The organism is Thiothrix winogradskyi (assembly GCF_021650935.1).
GTDB classification, from domain to species: Bacteria; Pseudomonadota; Gammaproteobacteria; order Thiotrichales; family Thiotrichaceae; genus Thiothrix; species Thiothrix winogradskyi.
The window spans coordinates 1,023,175-1,046,194 of record NZ_CP091244.1 but is presented as its reverse complement, the minus strand read 5'-3'; the positions used below and the strand labels follow the sequence as shown (position 1 = coordinate 1,046,194).

17 protein-coding genes and 1 pseudogene are annotated in these 23,020 nt (G+C 53.7%); 13 read left to right on the top strand and 5 right to left on the bottom strand.

The window, feature by feature from the left end:
• Positions 1 to 68: 68 nt before the first annotated feature.
• The 9 genes from L2Y54_RS05350 (at position 69) to L2Y54_RS05310 (ending at position 11,435) form a co-directional block, all read left to right on the top strand.
• The gene (locus tag L2Y54_RS05350) at positions 69 to 962 is read left to right on the top strand and encodes an RnfABCDGE type electron transport complex subunit B (protein WP_236500758.1); all 894 of its coding nucleotides are present in this window, start codon (positions 69 to 71) and stop codon (positions 960 to 962) included.
• 34 nt (positions 963 to 996) lie between these two features.
• Entirely contained in the window at positions 997 to 5,916 is a 4,920-nt protein-coding gene (locus L2Y54_RS05345; protein ID WP_236500756.1) for a 2-oxoacid:acceptor oxidoreductase family protein, read from the top strand.
• A 73-nt stretch (positions 5,917 to 5,989) separates the two neighbouring features.
• On the top strand, positions 5,990 to 7,345 hold the full coding sequence (gene rsxC / locus L2Y54_RS05340) for an electron transport complex subunit RsxC (RefSeq protein ID WP_236500749.1): 1,356 nt from the start codon (positions 5,990 to 5,992) through the stop codon (positions 7,343 to 7,345).
• Positions 7,342 to 8,385 (top strand): RnfABCDGE type electron transport complex subunit D, encoded by a 1,044-nt coding sequence (locus L2Y54_RS05335; RefSeq protein WP_236500748.1) that lies wholly within the window; start codon positions 7,342 to 7,344, stop codon positions 8,383 to 8,385. Before rsxC ends, L2Y54_RS05335 begins: the two co-directional genes overlap by 4 nt.
• Positions 8,382 to 9,041, top strand: a complete 660-nt coding sequence (locus tag L2Y54_RS05330) for an RnfABCDGE type electron transport complex subunit G (protein ID WP_236500747.1) — start codon at positions 8,382 to 8,384, stop codon at positions 9,039 to 9,041. Before L2Y54_RS05335 ends, L2Y54_RS05330 begins: the two co-directional genes overlap by 4 nt.
• Positions 9,038 to 9,682 carry an electron transport complex subunit RsxE gene (rsxE, locus tag L2Y54_RS05325; RefSeq protein WP_236500745.1) on the top strand — a complete coding sequence of 215 codons (645 nt, stop codon included), beginning with the start codon at positions 9,038 to 9,040 and terminating at the stop codon, positions 9,680 to 9,682. The genes L2Y54_RS05330 and rsxE overlap by 4 nt, the downstream gene beginning before the upstream one ends.
• A complete protein-coding gene (locus tag L2Y54_RS05320; protein ID WP_236500744.1) occupies positions 9,675 to 10,262 on the top strand; it encodes an electron transport complex protein RnfA in 588 nt (195 codons plus the stop codon). The genes rsxE and L2Y54_RS05320 overlap by 8 nt, the downstream gene beginning before the upstream one ends.
• Positions 10,262 to 10,450: a chemotaxis protein gene (locus L2Y54_RS05315; protein ID WP_236500742.1), complete on the top strand. Its 189-nt coding sequence runs from the start codon at positions 10,262 to 10,264 to the stop codon at positions 10,448 to 10,450. Before L2Y54_RS05320 ends, L2Y54_RS05315 begins: the two co-directional genes overlap by 1 nt.
• A gap of 130 nt (positions 10,451 to 10,580) precedes the next feature.
• Positions 10,581 to 11,435, top strand: coding sequence for a ferredoxin reductase domain-containing protein (locus tag L2Y54_RS05310; protein WP_236500738.1), 855 nt, complete (start codon positions 10,581 to 10,583; stop codon positions 11,433 to 11,435).
• On the opposite strand, the gene L2Y54_RS05305 is transcribed toward L2Y54_RS05310, so the two are convergent.
• Together L2Y54_RS05305 and L2Y54_RS05300 are read right to left on the bottom strand one after the other, a co-directional pair.
• The gene (locus L2Y54_RS05305; RefSeq protein WP_236500737.1) at positions 11,432 to 14,254 is read right to left on the bottom strand and encodes a toll/interleukin-1 receptor domain-containing protein; all 2,823 of its coding nucleotides are present in this window, start codon (positions 14,252 to 14,254) and stop codon (positions 11,432 to 11,434) included. The two genes, L2Y54_RS05310 and L2Y54_RS05305, sit on opposite strands and share 4 nt — an antisense overlap.
• Positions 14,255 to 14,358: 104 nt before the next feature.
• The gene (locus L2Y54_RS05300; RefSeq protein WP_236500736.1) at positions 14,359 to 14,586 is read right to left on the bottom strand and encodes a toxin-antitoxin system HicB family antitoxin; all 228 of its coding nucleotides are present in this window, start codon (positions 14,584 to 14,586) and stop codon (positions 14,359 to 14,361) included.
• Positions 14,587 to 14,779: 193 nt separating this feature from the next.
• On the opposite strand from L2Y54_RS05300, the gene L2Y54_RS05295 reads away from it, so the two are divergent.
• Positions 14,780 to 15,139, top strand: coding sequence for an HVO_A0114 family putative DNA-binding protein (locus L2Y54_RS05295; RefSeq protein ID WP_210229624.1), 360 nt, complete (start codon positions 14,780 to 14,782; stop codon positions 15,137 to 15,139).
• Positions 15,140 to 15,270: 131 nt separating this feature from the next.
• Entirely contained in the window at positions 15,271 to 16,536 is a 1,266-nt protein-coding gene (locus L2Y54_RS05290; protein WP_236500734.1) for an ATP-binding protein, read from the top strand.
• Between the two features lie 5 nt (positions 16,537 to 16,541).
• Here the strand turns inward: L2Y54_RS05290 and L2Y54_RS05285 are convergent, their stop codons facing one another.
• The 3 genes from L2Y54_RS05285 to glnE all read right to left on the bottom strand — a co-directional run bounded on the left by L2Y54_RS05285 (position 16,542) and on the right by glnE (position 19,146).
• Positions 16,542 to 16,958, bottom strand: a complete 417-nt coding sequence (locus L2Y54_RS05285) for a PIN domain-containing protein (protein WP_236500733.1) — start codon at positions 16,956 to 16,958, stop codon at positions 16,542 to 16,544.
• Positions 16,945 to 17,166, bottom strand: a complete 222-nt coding sequence (locus L2Y54_RS05280) for a hypothetical protein (protein WP_236500732.1) — start codon at positions 17,164 to 17,166, stop codon at positions 16,945 to 16,947. The genes L2Y54_RS05285 and L2Y54_RS05280 overlap by 14 nt, the downstream gene beginning before the upstream one ends.
• 72 nt (positions 17,167 to 17,238) lie before the next feature.
• Complete coding sequence (gene glnE / locus L2Y54_RS05275) at positions 17,239 to 19,146, bottom strand: bifunctional [glutamate--ammonia ligase]-adenylyl-L-tyrosine phosphorylase/[glutamate--ammonia-ligase] adenylyltransferase (protein WP_236500731.1); 1,908 nt, start codon at positions 19,144 to 19,146, stop codon at positions 17,239 to 17,241.
• Positions 19,147 to 19,595: 449 nt separating this feature from the next.
• Here glnE and L2Y54_RS05270 point away from each other — a divergent pair.
• A pseudogene (locus L2Y54_RS05270) lies at positions 19,596 to 20,635 on the top strand (IS5 family transposase).
• A gap of 152 nt (positions 20,636 to 20,787) precedes the next feature.
• On the top strand, positions 20,788 to 22,962 hold the full coding sequence (locus tag L2Y54_RS05265) for a S8 family peptidase (RefSeq protein ID WP_236500724.1): 2,175 nt from the start codon (positions 20,788 to 20,790) through the stop codon (positions 22,960 to 22,962).
• The last annotated feature ends 58 nt before the right edge of the window (positions 22,963 to 23,020 follow it).

Genomic DNA, 23,020 nt, shown 5'->3' with positions numbered 1-23,020 from the left:
ATCACTATTGCGGCGCACCAATTTGGGTAACTTAAATGTCATATTTCCCCACAATAGGACATTTTAGCGTGATTGACGCCAGTATTCTCTCCGCAGACACCGTAGTTGCCCTAGGTTACATGCTGGCCTTGGGGGTTTCTCTCGCCGTTATTCTGGCTATCGCTAACCGTTTCCTGTTTGTCTACGAAGACCCGCGCATCGACGAAGTGGATTCCGCCCTGCCCCATGCCAATTGTGGTGCATGTGGTGAAGCCGGTTGCCGCATTTTCGCCGAAAAGCTGATTGCGGGCGAAGTCAAACCGGGTCAATGCACCGTTAACGCGCCCGCCAACAATGTTGCCATTGCCGAATTTCTCGGCGTGGATTTGGGTGATCAGGAAAAGCGCGTGGCACGGCTGGCGTGCGCCGGTGGCAATCACGTTGCCCATTCCCGCGCCGTGTATTCCGGGCTGCATTCCTGCCGGGGCGCGGCAATGGTCGGCGGCGGCGGCAAAACCTGTACGTGGGGCTGCCTGGGCATGGCGGATTGTGCCGATGTCTGCGAATTCGGCGCGATTTCAATGGATAAAAACGGCCTGCCGGTGGTCGATGCCGACAAATGCACCGCCTGTGGCGATTGCGTCGATGTTTGCCCGAAAAAGCTATTTGAACTGCACCCCGTCAGCCACCAATTGTGGGTGGCTTGCAAAAATCTCCATCACGGCGAGGAGGCGGAAGCCGAATGCGAAGTGGCTTGCAATGCTTGTGAGCGTTGCGTGAACGACTCCCCAGAGGGATTAATAACGATCAGGGATAACCTGGCAACCATTGATTACAGCAAGAATTCCCTGGCTTCCAAAGTCAGCATCCAGCGGTGTCCTACCGGTGCCATCGTCTGGTTGAGCAAACAAGGGAACATCGTCAAAGGCCATAAGGCAAAACCTGTCATCAGAAAACAGGCATTGCCGGTTAGCCGTGCATAAACCCTTTCACTTCTCACCCGTAGAGGCAGTCAATATGTTCGGATTCAAAAAAACTACCCCACCTAGCGTCAAGTACCCCGGCACACGCATGGCAATGGATGGCAACGCTGCCGTCATTATGTGCGAACGTGAAGCATCGGATGCAGCAGGTGCGTACCCCATTACCCCTTCCACTCAAATGGGCGAATACTGGGCGGAAGAAGTGGCGAAAGGTCACGTCAATAACGCCGGGCAACCGCTGATTTTCGTTGAGCCGGAATCCGAACACGCGGCGGCGGCGGTGACTGCGGGGATGTCCATGACCGGCTTGCGTGCCACCAACTTCTCCTCCGCACAAGGCGTGGCATTCATGCACGAATCCTTATATGCCGCTGTGGGTAAACGCCTGCCTTACGTGCTGAACATTGGTTGCCGCGCCATTACCAAAGCCAGCCTCAACGTGCATTGCGGGCATGATGACTACCACTGCATCGACGACACCGGTTTCTTCCAAATTTTCGCCAAGAATGCGCAAGAAGCGGCTGACTTGAACCTGATCGGGCGCAAGATTGCCGAACTCTCCCTCACGCCTGCGGCAGTGGCGCAAGACGGCTTCCTCACCACCCATTTGATCGAACCGCTGCAAGTGCCGGAACGCGAACTGATTGCGGAATTCCTCGGCAACCCTGCCGACATGATCGACTGCCCGACCCCAGCGCAAGAAATGATTTACGGCCCGAAACGCCGCCGCGTCCCCGAAGTGTGGAGCGTGGATAACCCGATGGTGGCGGGTACGGTGCAAAACCAGGACGCTTACATGCAAGCGACGGCGGCGCAACGCCCGTATTTCTTCGACCACATCCGCGACCTGTCCGAAAAAGCGATGGCGGAATACGCCAGCCTCACCGGGCGTTACTACGGGCGCATTGCCGAATACCGTTGCGATGACGCGGACTACGTAATCCTTGGGCAAGGCAGCATGATCGTGCAGGCGGAAGCGGTTGCCGATTACCTGCGTGATACCCGCAAGCTCAAAGTGGGCGTGATTAACCTCACCATGTACCGCCCCTTCCCCGGCGATTTGATCAGCAAGGCACTCAAAGGCAAGAAAGGCTGCGTGGTGCTGGAGCGTACCGACCAGCCGCTGGCAGAAGATTTACCCGTGATGCGTGAAGTCCGCGCCTCCCTCACCAAGAGCATGGAAAACGGTTTCGCTACCCGTGGTGAACTGCCTTACCCGCTGTATGCCAGCTACAAAAGCGGTGAAGCCCCAGCCCTGTACTCCGGCTGCTACGGCTTGGGTAGCCGCGACTTGCAACCGGAAGGCATTATCGGTGCTATCGAAAACATGCTGCCGAATGGCAAAAACCAGCGTTTCTTCTATCTGGGTATCGACTTCTACCGCAATGCCGCATCCCCGCGTCAGGAAGTCTATTTCAACGACCTGCTGACCCGTTACCCGCAAATCAAGGATTTGTCGGTGTATGGCAGCGAAAACCCCAACCTGATGCCGAAAGGTTCGATCACGGTGCGGATGCACTCGGTCGGCGGCTGGGGTGCGATCACCACCGGCAAAAACCTGGCGATGACCTTGTACGACCTGCTCGGTTTCGACATCAAAGCCAACCCCAAATACGGTTCGGAAAAGAAAGGTCAGCCGACCACCTACTACCTGTCTGCTGCCCCTGAGCCGATCCGTTTATCGTGCGAATACCATTTCGTTGACGTGGTGCTGTCACCCGACCCGAACGTGTTCCTGCACTCCAACCCATTGCACGGGCTGGACAAGGATGGTGTGTTCATTATCCAGAGCAGCCTCGGTTCACCGGCAGAAGTGTGGGCGCAAATTCCGCGTCAGGCACAGAAATACATCGTTGACCACGGCATCCGTCTGTACTACATCGACGGCTTCAAGATTGCCCGCGAAGAAGCTTCCAACGCTGAACTGCAATTCCGTATGCAGGGTAACGCTTTCCAGGGCGCATTCTTCGCTGCTTCCCCGTTGATGGCGCGGAACAATATGACCCGCGACACCCTGTTTGATGCCATTGAAAAACAATTACGCGACAAGTTCGGCGGCAAAGGCGCACGAGTCGTTGAAGACAACCTCAAAGTGGTACGCCGTGGTTTCGATGAAATCATTGAAATCACCGAAAAAACCGTCGGTTTGACCCCGGAAGCGGTGCGCAAGCAAGCCAGTTCCTTGCCCATCATGCTGAAACAGTTGCCAGAAGGCGACGGACGCTTGTCCGACATCCACCGTTTCTGGGAACAAACCGGCAGCTTCTACCTCGAAGGCAAAGGCAGCGGCAACCTCGCCGACCCGTACATGGCAACCGGCTTGATGCCAGTGGCAACGGGTTTCTACCGCGACATGACCCAAATCCGTTTTGAATACCCCGAATTCAAGCCAGAAAACTGTACCGCTTGCGGCAACTGCTACAGCGTGTGCCCGGATAGCGCAATTCCCGGTCTGGTCAATTCCATCAGCGACGTATTTAACTCCGCCATCATGACCATCGAACGCGGCGGCAACCCGACCCGTTTCCTGCGCCGTGAAGTGCGCACTGTTGAGAAAAAGCTGCGCGACCTGATTGAGCAAAACGGCGAAGCCGCCAACGTCAACCAGCTCATCGACCACGCGGTGCTGGAACTGCTGGCTGAATCTGAACTGGAAGGCAAAGAAAAGGAAAGTCTGGAACGCGAATTCAGCCGCCTGCTCGCCACCATCGGCGACTTCCGCTTTGCCATTACCAAGCCTTACTACAACACCCGCGAGAAAAAGCAGGCAGGCAGCGGCGGGCTGTTCTCCATCACCATCAACCCTTACACCTGTAAAGGCTGTATGGAATGTATCAAGGTCTGTGACGACCAAGCCTTGGTTGCTGCCCCACAAACCGAATCAGCTGTCGAACGGATGCGCAAGGAATGGCAATTCTGGCTGGAATTGCCCACCACCGCGCCTGAATTCAACCGTATCGACGATCTGGATGAAAAGGTTGGCGCACTCGAAACCCTGCTGCTCGACAAGCACAACTACCATTCCATGCTCTCCGGTGACGGCGCGTGTCTGGGGTGCGGCGAAAAGACCAGTATCCACCTGTTCACCGCCACCGTGACTGCCCTGCTGCAACCGCGTGTCAAAGCCCATCTGGAAAAGATCGACACGCTGATCAACCAGCTCGAAACCAAGGTGCGCATGACCTTGGCGAACAATATCAACCTTGGCGACACGGCTGCCTTCCGCGCCGCTATCGACGGCAACAAGGAACACGACCTGACGCTGGGTATCCTCTCCCATTCACTGGAAGCAGATGGCCCGACCCAGCCACTCAACCAGCAATGGTTGAAAGACATTACCAAGCTGCTGGACGCGCTGCGCAACCTGAAATGGCGTTACACCGAAGGCCAGACCAAGCAAGGCCGCGCCGAAATGGGCATCATCAACGCCACGGGCTGTACCTCGGTGTGGGCATCCACCTTCCCGTTCAATCCGTATCCGTTCCCGTGGGCAAACCATTTGTTCCAGGACGCGCCGTCGATGGCGATGGGTATCTTTGAAGGCCACATGGCGAAAATGGCGGACGGTTTCAAAGCCATCCGTAAAGCCGAGCTGATCATTGCCGACAAGTACGATCCGGTTGACCATGATAGCTTCCTCACCTATTTCAACTGGAAAGCCTTCAGTGATGAGGAATGGCGTTTGTGCCCGCCAGTGGTGGCGGTCGGTGGTGATGGTGCAATGTACGACATCGGCTTCCAGAACCTATCCCGCGCCTTGATGTCAGGAATGCCGATCAAGGTGCTGGTGTTGGATACGCAAGTGTATTCCAACACGGGCGGGCAAGCGTGTACCTCCGGCTTTATCGGGCAGGTTTCCGACATGGCTCCGTATGGCAAGGCGTGGAAAGGCAAGACCGAAATCCGCAAGGAAATGAGCCTGATCGGGATGGCGCATCGCACGTCCTTTGTGCTGCAAAGCTCCATTTCCAACATGACCCACATGATCGAAGGCTTTATCGACGGTTTGAACAGCCGCCGTCCAGCCCTGTTCAATATCTACGCGGTGTGCCAACCCGAACACGGTGTGGCGGATGACGCTGCCGAACAGCAAAGCAAGCTGGCGGTCGAATCGCGTGCATACCCCTTGTTCCGCTTCGACCCGGATGCAGGCGAAACCCTGAAAGACTGCGCCAGCATCGAAGGCAACCCGTCCATCGACACCGATTGGCCAACTTACACGCTGGAATACACCGACGAAAAAGGCAAAACCGCCAGCATGAAAGTGCCGATGACCTTTGCCGATTTCGCCCTGACCGAAGGCCGTTTCCGCAAAAGCTTCCGCAAAGCCCCACCGGAAACCTGGAACGACAATATGGTGCAGTTGCACGACTTCATCGAACTGGATGAAGACGCACGCGACGGCCTGTTCCCGTACATCTGGGCAGTCGATGGCAAAAACCGCCTGATGCGGGTGTTGGTTGCGCAAGAACTGGTGGCTTCCACCGAAGAACGCCGTGGTTTCTGGCATCAGCTCAAGTCACTGACTGGGGTTGATCAGGTTGTGGATCTGGATGCGATCAAACTGCAAGCCAAAGCCGAAGTCGCACAACAGCTCACCGCTACCCTGATGGGCATGGCTGCGGGTAGTGTTCCAGCGGGTTTGCTGGCAAGCGGTGGCAACGGCGCATTGTCTCCAGCGGGTACAGCGGCTAACGCGGGCAGTTTCGAGCCAGTGTGGGTGGAAACACCGGAATGTACCGCCTGTGACGAGTGCATCAATATCAACTCGGCTATCTTTGCGTACAACGATGCCAAGAAAGCCATTGTGATCAACCCACAAGGCGGCTCGTTCAAGGACATCGTGAAAGCGGCAGAGAAATGCACGGCAGGTTGCCTGCACCCTGGGACTCCGCCCAACCCGAACGAAGCTGGCTTGGACAAGCTGGTGGCGCGGGCAGCGAAATACCAATAATTCGGGTATTTCCCGTAGGGGCGGTTCGCGAACCGCCCCTACGGGAAATACAGGGAAATGATGAGGAGTCACCATGCTTGCTCTGTTTGAAAAATTTCGCAAAGGCCGCTTCTCGCACGGCATTCACCCGCGTTACCACAAGGACGCAACGCAGGGGAAGGCGATCCAGCGGCTGGCGTTTCCGCCGCGCCTGATTGTGCCGGTGGCACAACACATCGGCGCACCTGCCAAGCCCGTGGTCAACGTGGGGCAGGAAGTGCTGCGCGGGCAAATCATTGCCGAGGCGGATGGTTTTATGTCCGTCCCGGTACACGCGCCTGCCACGGGTGTGGTCAGCAGCATTGGGCTGATGCCGAGTGCGGCTGGCCCCAAAGTGCTGTCGATTGTGATTGATGTGTACAAAGCCTCTTCCCAGTACGTGCTGTACGGCAATCCGGTCGAGCCGGAAACGCTGGATCACGACGAACTGATCCAGCGGGTGCAAGCCACCGGCATGGCAGGGTTGGGCGGGGCAGCGTTCCCGTCGCACGTCAAATTGCGCATTCCGCACGGCAAAACTGCGCACACGCTGGTGGTGAACGGCTGCGAATGCGAACCCTACCTCACCTGCGACCATCGGGTGATGCTGGAACAGCCACAGGATTTGCTGCAAGGCATCCGTTACGCGCTGCACATTACCGGAGCAAAACGCGCCATCGTAGGCATTGAAGACAACAAAGCCGATGCAGCCACCGCGATAAAAGCCGCCTTGAAACCCGACGACCCGATCACAGTGGAACTGGTGGAAACCAAGTACCCACAGGGCGCGGAAAAGATGCTGCTGAAATCGCTGCTGGGTGTGGAAGTTCCCGCTGGTGGTTTGCCCATCGACATCGGCATTGTGGTCAACAACGTCGGCACGCTGGCGCAACTCGGCAAACTGTTACCCAAAGGCGAAGGGCTGATTGAGCGCGTCGTCACTGTGACTGGTACGAATGTCGCCAAAGCAGGCAATTACCTGATGCCGATTGGCACACCGGTACGCTTCATCCTTGAACAACTCGGCATTACCGCCGACCACGAAAAAGTGATCCTCGGTGGGCCGATGATGGGAATGTCGCTGCCTTCACTGGATGTGCCGATCACCAAAGGCACGTCCGGTTTGCTGGTGTTTCAGGAGCGCACCTTTCTGGAAGGTGAAAACGATACCGCCGTGTTCCCCTGCATCAAGTGTTCGCGCTGTGTGGATGCCTGCCCGATGCACCTCAACCCGGCGCAAATGGGCTGGCTGGCGGGCAAACGCCACTACGCCGAGATGGAAAGCGATTTCCACCTCAACAGTTGCTTTGAATGCGGCTGTTGCAGCTTTGTATGCCCATCGAATATCCCGCTGGTGCAATATTTCCGCATTGCCAAAGCCGTCAACCGTGAACAGAAGGGGAAAGCATGAGCAAGAAACACATTGTTCTGCACACAGCACCGCACGTGAAAAAGCCGCAGGATGTGCCAACCATCATGCGCAACGTGGTGTACGCGCTGCTGCCGATTGTGGCGTTCGCGGTGTACCAGTTCGGCATTAGCGTGCTGGCACTGGTGATTGTCACCACGCTGGCTTGCCTTGGTACGGAACGCTTTTTCAACTGGATGGGTAATAAACCCAGCAGCTTGAGCGACTGGTCGTCCACCATCAGCGGGATTTTATTGGCGTTGACCTTGCCACCCGGTTTCCCGCTGTGGATGGCGGCGGTGGCGGGGATTGCCGGGATTGCGATTGGCAAGGCGGTGTTTGGCGGGATTGGTTACAACGTCTTCAATCCGGCATTGGTGGGGCGGGCGTTTGTGCAAGCCGCGTTTCCGGTGGCGATTACCACTTGGACTCCGGCGTTTTTCACGGGGCGTTTCAGCGAGTTTGTACCTTCCAGCCTGACTGCGCCGTTCATGATGCCGCCGGAAACCGCCGAGTGGGTGAAACAGGTGGCGGTGGATGGATTTACCGGAGCTACGCCGCTGAGTTTGCACAAGTTCCAGCACCTTGCTACCAGCCCGATGGAGTTGTTTACGGGTACGGTAGCGGGGTCGGCGGGGGAAACGTCTGCGCTGCTGATTCTGGTGTGTGGGCTGTATCTGGTGATCCGCAAGATGATGAACTGGCAGATTCCGGCGTGGATTTTCGTCGGGGTGGTCGTCACGTCTGGGGTGTTGTACCTGATTAACCCGGACAAATACGCTGACCCGGTATTCATGCTGTTTTCCGGCGGGCTGATGCTGGGGGCAATGTTCATGGCTTCCGACATGGTAGGTTCGCCACTGACACCGAAAGGGGTAATGATCTACGGCTTGCTGATAGGCTTCCTCACAGTACTCATTCGCCAGTTCGGGAGTTTGTCGGAGGGCATTATGTACGCCATTTTGCTGGGCAATGCGGCGACACCGCTGATTGATACCTGGACACAACCACGGCTGTTTGGCGCACGGAGGAAATCCGCATGAGTGGCAGAAATAGCACGGCGATGATCGCCACGCTGGGGTTTGTAACCGCGCTGTCAGGTTTCCTGATCGTGACAGTGTTTCAAGCCACCAAACCGGCGATTGAAGAAAACAAACGTTTGGCTATCCAGAAAACGGTGTTGGAAGTGATCAAGGGTGCAACCGCTGACAAGCATTTCATCATCAATGAAAAAGGTGAATTGCTGGAAGCTGTCCCCGGCATGAAAGGCACGAATGTGTACGCGGGTTACGATGCCCAAGGCAAACTGGTGGGCGTGGCGGCTGAAGGCAGTGCGCAGGGCTATTCCGGCTCGGTGGACACCATTTACGCTTATAACCCGCAATGCGAGTGCATTACCGGCATCAAGGTCATCAAGCAAACCGAAACGCCGGGGCTGGGTGACAAGGTGATTACTGACAAGAACTTTGTCGCCAATTTCGACAAGCTGGAAGCCAAGGTGAATGCGGCGGGCGATGCGCTGGCAAACGCGATTGTGGCGGTCAAGCACGGCGCGAAACACAACCCGTGGGAAATCGACGCCATCAGCGGCGCGACCATTTCCTCCAAAGCCATTGCCAAGGGCTTGAACAACAGTGCGCAAGACGTGCTGCCCAAGGTCGTACCGCTATTGCCGCAAATCGAAGGAGCGCAACCATGAGCCTGATCAAACAGGATGACCGGATTACGGTCGATACTTTCCTCGAAGGCGTGTGGCGCGAAAACCCGGTATTCGTGATGATGCTGGGCATGTGTCCGGTGCTGGCTGTCACCAACTCGGCGATCAATGCGCTGGCAATGGGCTTGGCAACCGCATTCGTGCTGGTGGCATCGAGTTTGCTGGTGTCGTTGTTCCGCAACCTGATTCCGTCGGAAGTGCGCATTGCCACTTACATTGTGATCATTTCGACCTTTGTGACCATCGTGGATTACACCATGCAGGCGTTGAGTCAGGAGGTTTACAACGCGCTGGGGGCGTTCATCCAGTTGATTGTGGTGAACTGCATTATTCTGGGGCGGGCGGAAGCTTGTGCGTCACGCAACAAACCCGTCAAGTCGATGGTAAACGCGGCAGGCATGGGGCTGGGTTTCACGCTGGCTTTGCTGTGCTTGGGCGTAGTGCGCGAAATCCTCGGCAGTGGTTCGCTGTTTGGCTTGCCGCTGTTTAGTGAACAGTTCCAGCCGTGGGTGGTGATGGTATTGCCACCGGGCGGCTTTTTGGTGCTGGGCGGCTGGTTGCTGTTCTTTGAATGGCTGAAAACACGCAAACAATCTTTGGCGGAGGGTGTCACGCATGGGTAGTACCGACAGCATTACTTTTATCTTTTTCAACGCTTTTTTGGCGAACAACTTTGTGCTGGCGATGTTTTTGGGGTTGTGCCCGTTTCTGGGTGTGTCCGGCAAGCTGAATACGGCAGTGCCGATGGGCTTGGCAACCTCGTTCGTGATGCTGGTGAGTTCGGTGTGTGCGTATTTCCTCAATGAATTGCTGGTGGCGTTCAATATCGAATATTTGCGCCTGATCAGTTACATCGTGGTGATTGCGTCCGCCGTGCAATTGGTGGAAATGACCCTGAAAAAACTTAGCCCGGCATTGTTTCGTGCGCTGGGGATTTATTTGCCGCTGATTACCACCAACTGCGCAATTCTGGGACTGGCGTTGTTCCAGACATTTAAGGAATACAACTTCATGCAAGCGCTGGCGTATGCGCTGGGTGCGGGCGCGGGGTTCATTCTGGCCTTGCTGCTGATGGCGGGGCTGCGTGAGCGGCTGGATTTGGCGAAGTTGCCGAGCGTGACCCAAGGGGCGGCATTGAGCCTGATTCTGGGTGGCTTGTTGTCACTGGCGTTTATGGGATTTGCAGGACTGGGAGCGGAATAATGCGGGATTATCTGATTGCAATGCTGGTGATTCCGGTGTTGTTCGGCGCGTGGATTGTGGTGCAACGCATTGTGAAAGAATTTGCCTTGCGCCACCCGGAATTTGGCCCGCCACGCGAAGAAGGCGGCGGCTGTGGGTCGTCATGCGGGTGCAGTGGCAAGAAGGCGTGCAAAAACCGGGGACATTGAAAAGACCCTCACCCCCCAGCCCCCTCTCCCAGAGGTAGAGGGGGAGTAAGAGATTGTTTTTCTTAGCCCCTCTACCTCTGGGAGAGGGGTTGGGGTGAGGGTCTTAACGCTATTAATGAGAGAGGATTTTATGACGGATACCAACGAACAGACTTACAGCAATACCTGCGACGCTATCGTTCGCTCCAGCAAGCGCATTACCGATACCAAAACGGATGAGGTGCGTGAGATGGTATTGACCATCCATGACCCGGCGTTCCGGGCGATGCCGGGGCAGAATATTGGCGTGCTGGTGGAAGGCAAACATCCGTTTGGCAACCGCTTCCATCATCGCTATTACAGCGTGTTAGCGGCACAGCCGCATGGCGAAGGCTCTGACATCGAGATTCTGGTGCGGCGTTGTTCCTACATCGACGAGGTGTCGGGCGAAGAATACCCCGGCATTGCCTCCAACTACCTGTGTGATGCCGCACCGGGCAAGCAGATTACCCTGACCGGGCCTTACAAGGCGGCGTTCAAAGTGCCTGCGGATAACACCAGCAACTTGTTGATGATTGGGACGGGGACGGGGATTGCGCCCTTCCGTACTTTGATCAAGTCAGTATACGCGCAGGAACAGGGCTGGCGTGGGCAAGTGCGCTTGTTCTACGGCGCGAAAAGCGGGCTGGATGCGTTGTACATGAACGACCAGAACAATGACATTACCAACTATTACGATCAGGCTACCTTTGAGGCGTATCAGGCGATTGACCCGCAGGCGTGGCGCGATGCGTCCGGCAATCTGGGCAAGAGTCTGGCGGAAAACGGCGCGAAAACCTGGGTAATGATGCAGATGCCGAACACTTACGTTTACCTTGCCGGGTTGAAGAAACAGGTGGCGGTGCTGGATAAGGTGATGGGCGAATTGGCGGGTTCGGCGGCGAACTGGCAGGCGTTGAAGAACCGGCTGGTGGCGGATGGGCGTTGGGCGGAGTTGGTGTATTAAGTGAGGGCGGCTTGTAACTCCATCAGTTCTTTGTCGCGGCGGTGGTAGCCGGTTGCCGCAATCAAACGTTCGGCTTCCGCGATGTGGTATTGAAGAGGGCGTATGCAATACGCCCCTACGTCTGCCGTTCCCTGTAGGGGCGTATTGCATACGCCCTCTTTCTCCTCCGCCACCAACAACCGCGCCATCTCCAAATGATAATCCGTCAAATGCAGCCGCATCCCGCTGCCGTCGGCGATGTCGAACACTTCCTGCAAGTCCTGCCGGGCGCGGGCGAAGTCGCGGGTGTGGCGGTGCAGCGCAGCGCGGGCGAGTAGACCCCACGGTAAATTGTGCAATGTTCCTGCTGCACGCAAACCAGCGACAGCCTGCTCCAGCCAGTGAAGACCCTCACCCCCAGCCCCTCTCCCGGAGGTAGAGGGGAGCAAGAGTTGTTGCAGATGGGCGCGTCCGAGGGTGAGATATTCCAATGATCTATCCAGCAGCGGATCACCGTCCTGTCGCCATTCCACCCATTGTTCGTACCGCTCCAGCACCTCCTCCGTGCTGCCCTGTGCCAGCAGCAGGTCGCAGTAGCGGAAACCTCCCAGCGAATACAGGCGTGGGTACGAAGGCTGATTTTCCTGCTGGAGTTGCTCCGCTTCCCGGAACAGGGCAAGGGCGGCGGCGGTGTCCCCTGCCTGATGCAGGGCATCGGCGTGGGTGGTGCGGAACATCATGCGTGATTGCCAATCCCCGGACTGGTCTGCGTAGCGGCTGCTGCGTGCGCCGCTGCTCTCCACCGCTTGCGCCACATCGCCGAGGGTGAGTTGCAGTTCGCTGAGGTTGTTGGTTGCTTGCGCTGCCTGAAGCCACCTTTCATGCTTTACATCGTAATCGGAATTTGCCTGCATCGGCTCCAGTTCACGCAGCCGCCCCAAGGCACGTAAGCCGAAGCCTGCCAAGTTTAGGATTAAAGCCTGCCTGTGATTATTCAAATCTGAGGCTGGAACCCTCCATGGTTTTGAAAAGAAATGTGAAATAGTTGCCAAATTATCGCTGAAAGCACCGAGCTTCTTTTCAATGTAATGCTCATTTCCTCGTTTGATTCGCGCCCAGTAAACCTCTTCCCAAGATTTTGTATGCAACCCCGCCGCACACCCATGCGCCACCGCACTGAACAGCGGCTGCATTTCTTCCAGCGTATCGGGTAATGGGTTCTTGGGCAGGGCTTTGTAGTACTCGTACAGCCGTTCATGTGCCTGCTGCCACGCTTGCGGCTGTTGGGTTTGCAGTTGCCCGCCGAAGTATTCGCGGATCAGCGGGTGGCAGTCGAGGTCGCCGCCGCTGTCATGCTGCGATAACAGGTGGTGTTCTTCGCGCAAACTGGCGATGGCTTCCAGCCATTCATCTTCATCAATGTCGGCGGTCAGGTGTGGAATCTGCGCATCCCACAGCATTTGCAGCACGTCTTGCCCGATGGGGTGGTCGAACAGCCCCAACAAGTGCAGCAATGCCAGCTCAGGCTCGCCCGCAAACCATTCTGCGTAAGCCTGCATCACCTTGAAGGCGTGGCGGCTGTCTTGATTGCCCTTTGCTTTGACCAGTGCCTTGAGCGTATCACGCTTGCGCACATCGCCTTGATGCCGCAGCCGCAACACATTCCCCAGCAAACTCAACGCCAGCGCATGACCGCCGTATTCACCCACCGCCTTGCCCAGTTCCGCCGCGCTGCCCGTCACCCCCAGCGATTGCAGCAACTGGATGCCATCCGCCCCCGTCAGGTTTTGCAAATCGTGGCGGATGACAGTAGGCGCGTCGCGGTCACTGAGTTCATGCAGCGCAATTCGTGTGGTGATAATGCACAAGCCGCACGGATGGCGGGCAAGCTGGCGCAGCAACTGGCGGATGGCTTTGTCTTTGAGTTCGCCGCGCATTGCCGCGCCGCCGTGTTGCAACGGCTCCAGCCCATCCAGCACCAGCACGTAGCGTTTACCGTGCAGCAACTCGGCGAGGTGGTCGCCCTTGTCCTCCTCCGACGCAAACCGCTCGCGGGTCGAACCCAGCTTGGCAAACGCATGGCTGAAAAACGGCGTGGCGGAAGTCTGCTTGTCTTCGCTTGCGCCTTGCGAATAGAACGACCACGCAATCAGCACCGGAATGTCGGTGGTGTGGTCAAGCCAGTGGCGCAGCAGCTTGGTTTTGCCTGTGCCGCCGGGGGCGATGAATTGGATGATGCGGGTGGTGGTGTTTGCCCATGCGGTGTTGAGGAGTTGCAGTTCGGCGGTACGTCCGAAGAAGCCGCCTTTGACGGTGGGGAGGCGGTCGGAGTGGATGGAGGGCGGCGTGTGTCCATTCGCCGCAGGCATGGAACGGATTTCCCCCAGCGGCGGCGCAATGTATTCAGCTTGCCCCGTCAGCACACGGTACAACTTGTCGTAATCACTGGGCAGGCAATACGTTGAATAAGGTTTCAGTGTTAGCGGTACATGATCCAGACTGCCATGCGTCGGAATCATCGGGATGAACTTGGTGTTGCGGTAATAGTGATCGTATAGCGTTTGCGAGATGACCACGCCTTCAAACGTCACGCCGCGCCCGCCCTCAGTTTCCTGTCCACGGTAACGCCGCAAATAAGTTTCGGTGCAAACCAGCAACACAAAATCAGCCGATTCGATCTGGTTTTCCATCCAACGTTGCCAGCCTTCGGGTGGAAAACCGTTCACATACAGGTCAATCAGACAATCCAGCCCTTCCTTACGCAAACGGTCGGATATGCCGCGCACAAACTCGCGGTGTGCGTCCGAATCGTGGCTGTAACTGATGAAAACCCTAGTCATGTGAGCAAGCCCTGTTCACTTTACAATGGGCTTGATAATACCGTTTATCGGCGATTTTGTCCGGCTAATCGAAGAAAATCCCCTCCAGAGATGATCAAGTCAATTCAGTCAGCATCCCCGTAATGGTTTTGCAGTTTTTTCAGCAGCTCCAACCCACGCTGTTTGTTGCCCCGGCTGGCAAGTGCCTTGAAGCGGTTTTCAGCATCAAACTGGGTGAGTGCCATGATGGTGAATTCTTCGTACAGCTTGTTGATGCTGATATTGCGGGATGACGCCAGCGTTTTGACCCGTTGGTGGGTGTCTTCTGGCAATCTGACGGTGATTACGCCCATAACGCCTCCTTAATAAATTGCTGGGGAGTGACGATGTTAAGCCCATCGAACAGCAACTGTATATGCCAGCATTTGTCAGGTGGGAATTTTGGTCTTTAGGTCTGCATCGCGGCGACGGATTTTCTGCCCTCAATTGACCCTTCTGTCATTTGTTGCTATGACTGACAACATAAGCACAGCAGAGGAGGCAAGCATGAGAACACTGACAATCCGCATTCTGGATGAAGATGCTGCCATGCAGGAAATGCAGCAGCGTTTCGTTAACACATGGAAAACCGGCGAATACGCGGGCGAATTCCTGACGTTTGAATCACCTTCCGCCCTGTTCCGTGCTATCACCCCCAAACGTTGGGAACTGATCAGCAAGCTGCAACGGCTGGGCAAAGTCAGCCTGCGAGAATTAGCACGGCAAACCCAGCGGGATGTGCATCGCATCCATGATGACGTTAATTCATTGAAAGAACTGGGTATCGTTGAGCAGGATGACAAGGGTGTGAGCATTCCTTACCAGAAAATTCATACCGATTTTACCTTGAGCAGTTTAGCTGCTTAATGAACCACTATTGAAGAGGGCGACCGCCGGTCGCCCCTAAGTCGATTCCCTGTAGGGGCAACCGGCGGTTGCCCTCTTTGCTGCCCTAGCAAGGGAAGATTACAATGATCATCGCCCAGCATAATCCGTAAGTGATAATTCTCGCTTTTTGCTCTAAACTACACTTTAGACTAAAGCCACTTTTCACTAAAACAGGTTTCACAGACGATGATCCCCCCATCCTCCGTCAGACATCCGCCTTAATCCTTGCCCGACGGCAACCAGAATACCGCCGTTTCCTGCACACTCGTATCGACTTCGGCGAACAACTGATCGGCATCAAGGGCGCACGCGGTTGTGGCAAGACCACCGTACTTCTGCAACACGCGCAAAGCTGCGGCTTGGAAGCCTCCCGCATCCTGTACATTGCGTGCGACCACCCGGCGATGGTGGATGTGGATCTGTATGCCCTAGCGCAAACCTTTTACCAAGAAGGCGGGCAACTGCTGCTGATCGACGAAATCCACAAGCGCAAAGGCTTTGCCATTCACCTCAAGGCGATCCGTGATACCTTTGATTTGCAGGTGATCTTTTCCGGCTCGTCGGCGTTGCGGCTGGAACACGAACTGGCGGATTTATCGCGGCGGGCGGTGGTGCATGAGCTGCCGGTACTGTCATTGCGTGAATTCATGGAAATCGAAACCGGGCAACAGTTTGCGGCCTATGCCCTGCCCGACATCCTCGCCAATCACGCCAACTTGGCGGCAAATGTCATGCAAACGCTGCGCCCGATTGAACAGTTCAAGAAATACCTGCGTTACGGCGCTTACCCGTTCTACCGCGAATCGCTGGATAATTACACCAGCAAGCTGCTGGAAGTGATCAACCTGACGATTGATTCCGACCTTGCCAGCCTCTACAGCATCGCCCCCGACAAACTGGATAAGCTGAAAAAGCTGCTGTACATGCTGTGCAGCACTGACCCGGTGGAATTGAACATTTCCAAACTGAGCGCGGGGGTGGGTACGTCTTGGCCGACGCTTTCGCGCTATCTCGACAGCATGAGCGCGGGCAGTCTGGTGCATAGCGTGCGCGGCGGCAGCGGAATGCGTACCGTCAACAAGCCGGATAAGCTGCTGCTGGACAACACCAACCTGTTTTACACACTGTGTGCTAGCCCCAATGTCGGCTCACTCCGTGAAAGTTTTTTTGTCTCGCAACTGGGTTATCAGCATCAGGTGCATTACCACGACAAGGGCGATTTTCTCGTGGATGACCGCTGGGTATTTGAAATTGGCGGCGTGGGCAGAACCCTCAAACAGCTTGCCCAGCACCCGGATGGCTACGCTGTGGTCGATGATGTGGTCATCGGCGATGGCAGGCGGATTCCGTTGTGGTTGTTTGGGATGTTGTATTGAGCGCGTTAAGCAAACGGATTCACAATCCGCACATTACCGATCACCCGCCCATCCTGCATGTCTTCCGAAAACAGTACGGTACAAGCACTTTTCTGCGCCATGCGTACAATCAGTGAATCCCAAAATGAAAAGCTGTGCAGGCGATGCAAATCAATCGCTTGCACAATATCGTCAGGCGCAATGCTAAACACATCCGCACGCGCACTGAGTAATTCGATCTTGCGGCGGGCGGTTTCCACGGGTACTGACAGTTTGCGAGTGGCAGCGGCAAAATATTCCTGCAACACCTGCGTGGAAATGACTGCATTGCCCGTTTGCCAGCCGGATTTCAACAGGGCGAGGGCTTGCGCCTGCTTCTCCGGGGCTTTTTTATCATCGGTGTAAAGCAGGATATTAGTATCAAGAAAGCTACGCTCTTTCATGCAGTTCATCCCGATTGAATTTCCAGCCGTGCGAGTTGCCTTGCCCACACAACGCGGCGAATTCATCGAAATCAGCCTCAGTTTTTTGCTGGCGAGTCAAATGTTCCAAATATTCGCGGATAATCTGATTCAGGCTTTTACCCATTGTTGTAGCAACCCGACGGGCTTCTGTCACGAGGGCATCGTCAACCGATAAGGTGATATTCATGGCACAGTCTCCGTGTACACGTAATATGTGTATATTGACGGGTAGCAGACTGTTTTTCAAGGCAGCGGGGATTTATTGCTCCACCAACCCAACCCAAGCCGCCCGCACCACCTCACGCTCACGCATAAACTGCCCCGCATCAACCACTGCTTCCTGCTCCTGCAACGACAATTCGTGGATACGGTCACGCAACGTCCGATAGGCATCCGCCAATGCTTCCGCTGTGTCCGTTGGTAAAACGCCTGCCACCTGCAACGAATCAAGTTGGCGGATATTGTCGCTCCAGCGCACCAGTTCCGGGTATTCATGCGCGTGCGCCAAAATCAGGAATTGCACAATAAATTCAATATCCGTCACCCCGCCGGGGTCTTTTTTCAGGTTAAACACGCGGGCATCCTTACTCGCCATGCTGTCCCACATCTTCTGACGCATCGCAATCACCTGCTTGCGCAACTCCGCCCTATCACGCGACTGACATAAAATCTCGTGACGCACCTGCTCAAACTGCGCCCGCAAACGCTCCGAACCCGTGATCACCCGCGCCCGCAACAACGCCTGATGTTCCCACACCCACGCCTTTTCCTGCTGGTAGGTACGAAACGCATTCAAACTCGTCACCAACAAACCCGAAGCCCCACTAGGGCGCAAGCGCGTATCGGTTTCGTACAAGCGTCCCGCTGGCGTAAACGTCGTCAGCGTATGAATAATTTTCTGCGCAAATCGTGCATAAAACACCGCATTTTCCAGCGTCTTCTTGCCATTGGTTTGCTGCGCCGTACCGTGACTGTCGTGCAAGAAAATAATGTCGAGATCAGAGCCGTAACCGAGTTCCAGACCGCCGAGTTTGCCGTAAGCAATAATCGCAAACCCCGCCTCTTCTATCTTGCTCCCTTCACCCCTTGCGGGGGAAGGGCTGGGGATGGGGGGGTATTCCGGCGCAGCCGCGATATAAGTTGGCACGCCCGTCTGCGCCGTCATCGTCTCCCACACATGCCGCTGAGTTTCTTCTAACACGGCTTCTGCAATCCAAGTCAACTGATCCGACACCTTCATCAGCGGCAATACGCCGGTAATGTCCGCCGCCGCAACGCGCAATACCTGCGCTTGCTTGAATTGACGCAAACGTTCCATCACCTGTTCGGTATCGCCCTGATCAATGCGCTCCAATTCCAGCCGCAATGCCGCGCCCAATTGCTCCCGATCCAGCGGCGTATACAACTGGCGCGAATCCAGCAATTGATCCAGCAAAATCGGGTGATCGGTCAATTGACTGGTAATCCACAAACTGTCGCTGACCAAGCGCACGAATTGTTCCAACGCATTCGGGTGATCGGCGAGCATGGCAATATAGCCGGAACGCGGCGCAATTTTTTGCACAATCCGCAAACAGCGTTCCAACGCCTGTTCGGGATCAGCCAAGGCATTACACGCATCCAGCAACGCAGGCAGTAAGCGGTTCAAACGGCTGCGCCCGGTATCGGTCAAGGTGTTGTACAAACGGCTGTGCAACAGTGCCTGAATCGCAGGATGTTCCGGCATCGGCTGACTTTCCTGCGTTTCGAGCGCAAATACTCGCTGGAAAATCTGCGCTACCGCCTGCTGATGGCGATTCAGTTCTGCCTCAAAACTCGCCCAATCCGCAAACCCCATCGAACTGGCAAGGCACGCTTGACGTTCTAGCGTGGTCGGCAGCGAATGCGTCTGTTCATCATTCCACATTTGCAGGCGGTTTTCCGTGCGGCGCAGGAAATAGTACGCTGGTTGCAACACCTCAAACTCTTCCGCCGTCAGCAGTTGCTGTGCCAATAACGCATCCAACGTCGGCAGCAAACTACGCCCCCGCAATTCGGGAATCCGCCCGCCGCGCATCAATTGAAACACTTGCGCCGTAAATTCGATTTCACGGATACCGCCAGTGCCGAGTTTCACATCGAGGTATTTGCCCCGGCGTTCGGCTTCGCGGTTGATCATCGCTTTCATGTCGCGCAATTGCTCAATCGCGCCGTAATCGAGGTAGCGAAAGATAGAGTGTCATGCCACAAAACGTAGGCTGGGTAAGATTTCCAGGTCATTCTATGACAATAATGTGAGAAATTCAGACTAGTGGTTGCAATGTTATTTAAATTTATGATATAAAATATCAATCAGTAATCACAAGGGGCTTAAAAACAAGATATTATCTAATTCATTGATTTTAATCAACTTAAAGCAAACTTTAATTAAAAAGTTTTTGGCGAATTATGTTGAAAAACAGCATAATATGCCGTCTATTAATCTTTATCAAAAGAAAAGAGTAGGATTCATTTAAATTAAATTTAACACAACATCTTTCATTTGTGGGGCTTCACATGTGGGAACCTCTAAAAACCCACTGATACCCACACAAATGTGAGAAAATGCTCATCTGAGCCACCGCCCCGTTACTAGCCATGCCCAAGAAAAGTGCCATCAAAACCAGTCTGTTTGCCGCCGAAGAGCGTGAACAGAAACTCGACCGCAAGGGCGACCTGCTGTCCACGCTGAACCAGCACGTCAACTTTGTCGCCTTGGCAGCAGAAATCGACCACATCGCCCCACGCCCAAGTGACAAGCGAGGAGGCCGTCCACCCTACCCAACGGAACTGATGGTACGGGTCTTGGTGTTGCAACACCTGTACAACCTGTCGGACGAGGCATTGGAATACCAATTGCTTGACCGGCTGTCGTTCCAACGGTTTTGTGGCCTGCGTCATTCCAGCACGATCCCGGATGCCAATACCTTGTGGGTATTCCGTGAACGGATCAGTGCGGCAGGTGGTGCGGATGCCCTGTTTGATGCCGTCCAACGGCAATTACAACAACACGGTTTTATTGCCCGTGGTGGTCAAATCGTCGATGCCACGCTGGTGGAAGCCCCTAAACAACATTTCCACAAAGAAGAAAAAGCGCTGTTGGAACAAGCGGCAACACCCGCTGGCTGGACACCTGCCAACGTCGCCAAAAGGATACGGAAGCAAGCTGGACGAAAAAACACGGCAAAAGCTACCACGGCTACAAACTCAGTATCAGTGCCGATCGGAAATACAAACTCATCCGCAAACGCCACATCAGCACCGCCAAAGAGCATGACACCAACCATTTTGAAGCGGTGCTTGACCGAGCCAACACCAGCCGTGACGTATGGGCGGACAAAGGTTATGAAGACCAATCCCGTGAACAACGCCTCAACCAAGGTAGCTGGCGGTTACACATCCAGCACAAAGCCAAGAAAGGCAAGCCGCAATCCGACTGCCAGAAACGCCGCAACACCCGCATCGCCAGACCCCGCGCACGGGTTGAGCATGTGTTTGGGTCAATCTGTGCGATGGGTGGCAAAGCCATCCGCAGCATTGGGTTGGCACGGGCAGTATTCGGCCTCAGCATCAAAGCAACCGTGTATAACCTGCGTCGGCTCTGTTCGCTCAGAGAGGGCGGAGTTGTGCCCATTTGATGGAGAAATTCCCGAAAAAACAGCAAAAATGCGGAAAAACAACCTGATTGTGGCTTGGTGTGCTAAAAATTGAGATGGGTTGGTGTTTTTTTAACAAAATGCCGATAGGCCAACGCTAACCGTTGCAATACGCCGGGTTTTTAGAGGTTCCCATGTGTATTCAAAATAATTTAATCAAAGCTTTAATCTTAGCTTTTTTATTTTCAATGTATTCTGTAAATGCTGCTGATACCAATATCAACTTTGAGAAACTTAGTAATCGCGATATTGTTTCAAAAATTGAGGCTGAGGGGAAAATAGATGTGCTAGTTACTATAAGTACATCCGAGGAAATAAAGAAACTTTCCCAAAAATCTATACAAGACAATCCAAAGAAGTTCAAGGATTATATAAATGCAGGTGGGAAAAATAAAAACACTGGATATATAGATCTTACCAAAAAAGAAAACAAAGACGCATTAGCTAAAGAGATAAGAAAATCCCTTAATTCTGTTGCCAAATCTCTTGATAAAAATGAAATCAAGATAAAAAAGGAATTTTCTCTTGTGTCTGCATTTTATGCTGAGGTGACGTTAAAAGGACTTGAGCAATTATCCAATAATACAAATATTGTTCTTATTGAGGAAAATTTAACGTTTCAATCGGCTACAACACAAGGATTATCTCTGATCAATGGATTTGGTGTTAGAAATAGCTACAGTGGAACAGGTATTTCCATTGCAATTATCGACTCTGGAGTAGATACAGCTCACCCATCACTGGGTGGAACTCCCAATAGTATTTTCAACTCAAAAGTCATAGGTGGATTTGATTTTGGCGATAACGACGCTGATCCCAGACCATCATCAGGTGATGCTCATGGTACTGCCGTCTCCGGCATCGCAGCAGGAAATATCACGGCTGTCGGTGATTATGCGGGAGGAGTTGCTTCGGATGCAAAAATTTATTCATTAAAAACAGGAAGTGGAAATCCAGCCTTTCACTCATATCAGGCTATTGCCTCAGCACTTGATTGGGCGAGTAGCCATCAATATGACAATCTTAATAATCCCATTATGATTGTGAACATGAGCATTGGTGATAATACAGAATTTTCATCAATATGTGACTCAGGTAATGGAAGCTATTCATTAATGGGTTCTGCTGCTGATATAGCACTTATGAGTGATATAGCAATCTTTGCCGCTTCTGGTAATACAGGACATTGCAGTGGCATATCTGCACCTGCCTGTTTATCCTCAGTAATTTCTGTCGGTGCTGTTTATGACAATGCATTAGGATCTCGATCAGTATGTGTATCAGGTAACTCTTGCATAACAAATAAATCATTGTCATCTCAATGCACACCTAGCCAACCTTACATCGCATTTGAATCTGCACAGGCAGATAAAGTCATTGGTTATACCAATATGTCTTCATTATTAGATATACTCGCTCCATCAGCAGATGCATATACAACTGATATTGTGGGTTCTGCTGGTTATAGTTCGGGTAATTACACAACAGATTTTAATGGAACTTCAGCATCAAGCCCTTATGCAGCAGGCGCGGCTGCCATTTTGCAACAGTCAGCCAAGTCACTAACAGGAAATTTTCTCTCTGTTAGTGAATTAAAAAGTATTCTTATCAATACAGGTAATCCGGTAACAGATGATAAAGTTAATATCACAAAACCAAGAATAAATATTGGTAATGCGATCAATTTTTTAGAATCCAACAATAGTACATTTGAGGGATTGACCCCAAACGGTACAACTACGGGTGTTACACCAACTTTTACTTGGACACCATTAGCAGGTCAAACTGAATATTGGGTAATCGCTGATAATGGTTCATCACTATCATGGCCGTATGTGGTGTATCAAGCAATATCTGCTACTAGTGCGAATTGTGGTTCAGGAACATGCAGTTATAATTCCGGTGTTAACTTTGCACCGGGCACAGCAGTATGGCAAGTTAAAGCCCCACAATCCAGTGGTTCATGGCCAGAAACAAACATACTGAGTTTTACAGTCGGAAGCGGAACAAGCACGTTTCAAGGATTGACCCCAAACGGTACAACTACGGGTGTTACACCAACTTTTACTTGGACACCATTAGCAGGTCAAACTGAATATTGGGTAATCGCTGATAATGGTTCATCACTATCATGGCCGTATGTGGTGTATCAAGCAATATCTGCTACTAGTGCGAATTGTGGTTCAGGAACATGCAGTTATAATTCCGGTGTTAACTTTGCACCGGGCACAGCAGTATGGCAAGTTAAAGCCCCACAATCCAGTGGTTCATGGCCAGAAACAAGTTTCTTGAACTTCAACATTAACTAGACAATGTTTTAGGTTAATAATCAATATACAACGTCCCGTTAACTTCGGGACGTTGTAT

Excerpts from the sequence above, each read along its gene's own strand:
- L2Y54_RS05320 (WP_236500744.1), top strand. The coding sequence starts at position 9,675 with ATGGGTAGTACCGACAGCATTACTTTTATCTTTTTCAACGCTTTTTTG.
- L2Y54_RS05315 (WP_236500742.1), top strand. The coding sequence starts at position 10,262 with ATGCGGGATTATCTGATTGCAATGCTGGTGATTCCGGTGTTGTTCGGC.
- L2Y54_RS05310 (WP_236500738.1), top strand. The coding sequence starts at position 10,581 with ATGACGGATACCAACGAACAGACTTACAGCAATACCTGCGACGCTATC.
- L2Y54_RS05300 (WP_236500736.1), bottom strand. The coding sequence starts at position 14,586 with ATGGGCGTAATCACCGTCAGATTGCCAGAAGACACCCACCAACGGGTC.
- L2Y54_RS05265 (WP_236500724.1), top strand. The coding sequence starts at position 20,788 with ATGTGTATTCAAAATAATTTAATCAAAGCTTTAATCTTAGCTTTTTTA.
- glnE (WP_236500731.1), bottom strand. The coding sequence starts at position 19,146 with ATGAAAGCGATGATCAACCGCGAAGCCGAACGCCGGGGCAAATACCTC.
- L2Y54_RS05330 (WP_236500747.1), top strand. The coding sequence starts at position 8,382 with ATGAGTGGCAGAAATAGCACGGCGATGATCGCCACGCTGGGGTTTGTA.
- L2Y54_RS05335 (WP_236500748.1), top strand. The coding sequence starts at position 7,342 with ATGAGCAAGAAACACATTGTTCTGCACACAGCACCGCACGTGAAAAAG.
- rsxC (WP_236500749.1), top strand. The coding sequence starts at position 5,990 with ATGCTTGCTCTGTTTGAAAAATTTCGCAAAGGCCGCTTCTCGCACGGC.
- L2Y54_RS05305 (WP_236500737.1), bottom strand. The coding sequence starts at position 14,254 with ATGACTAGGGTTTTCATCAGTTACAGCCACGATTCGGACGCACACCGC.
- L2Y54_RS05345 (WP_236500756.1), top strand. The coding sequence starts at position 997 with ATGTTCGGATTCAAAAAAACTACCCCACCTAGCGTCAAGTACCCCGGC.
- L2Y54_RS05295 (WP_210229624.1), top strand. The coding sequence starts at position 14,780 with ATGAGAACACTGACAATCCGCATTCTGGATGAAGATGCTGCCATGCAG.
- rsxE (WP_236500745.1), top strand. The coding sequence starts at position 9,038 with ATGAGCCTGATCAAACAGGATGACCGGATTACGGTCGATACTTTCCTC.
- L2Y54_RS05285 (WP_236500733.1), bottom strand. The coding sequence starts at position 16,958 with ATGAAAGAGCGTAGCTTTCTTGATACTAATATCCTGCTTTACACCGAT.
- L2Y54_RS05280 (WP_236500732.1), bottom strand. The coding sequence starts at position 17,166 with ATGAATATCACCTTATCGGTTGACGATGCCCTCGTGACAGAAGCCCGT.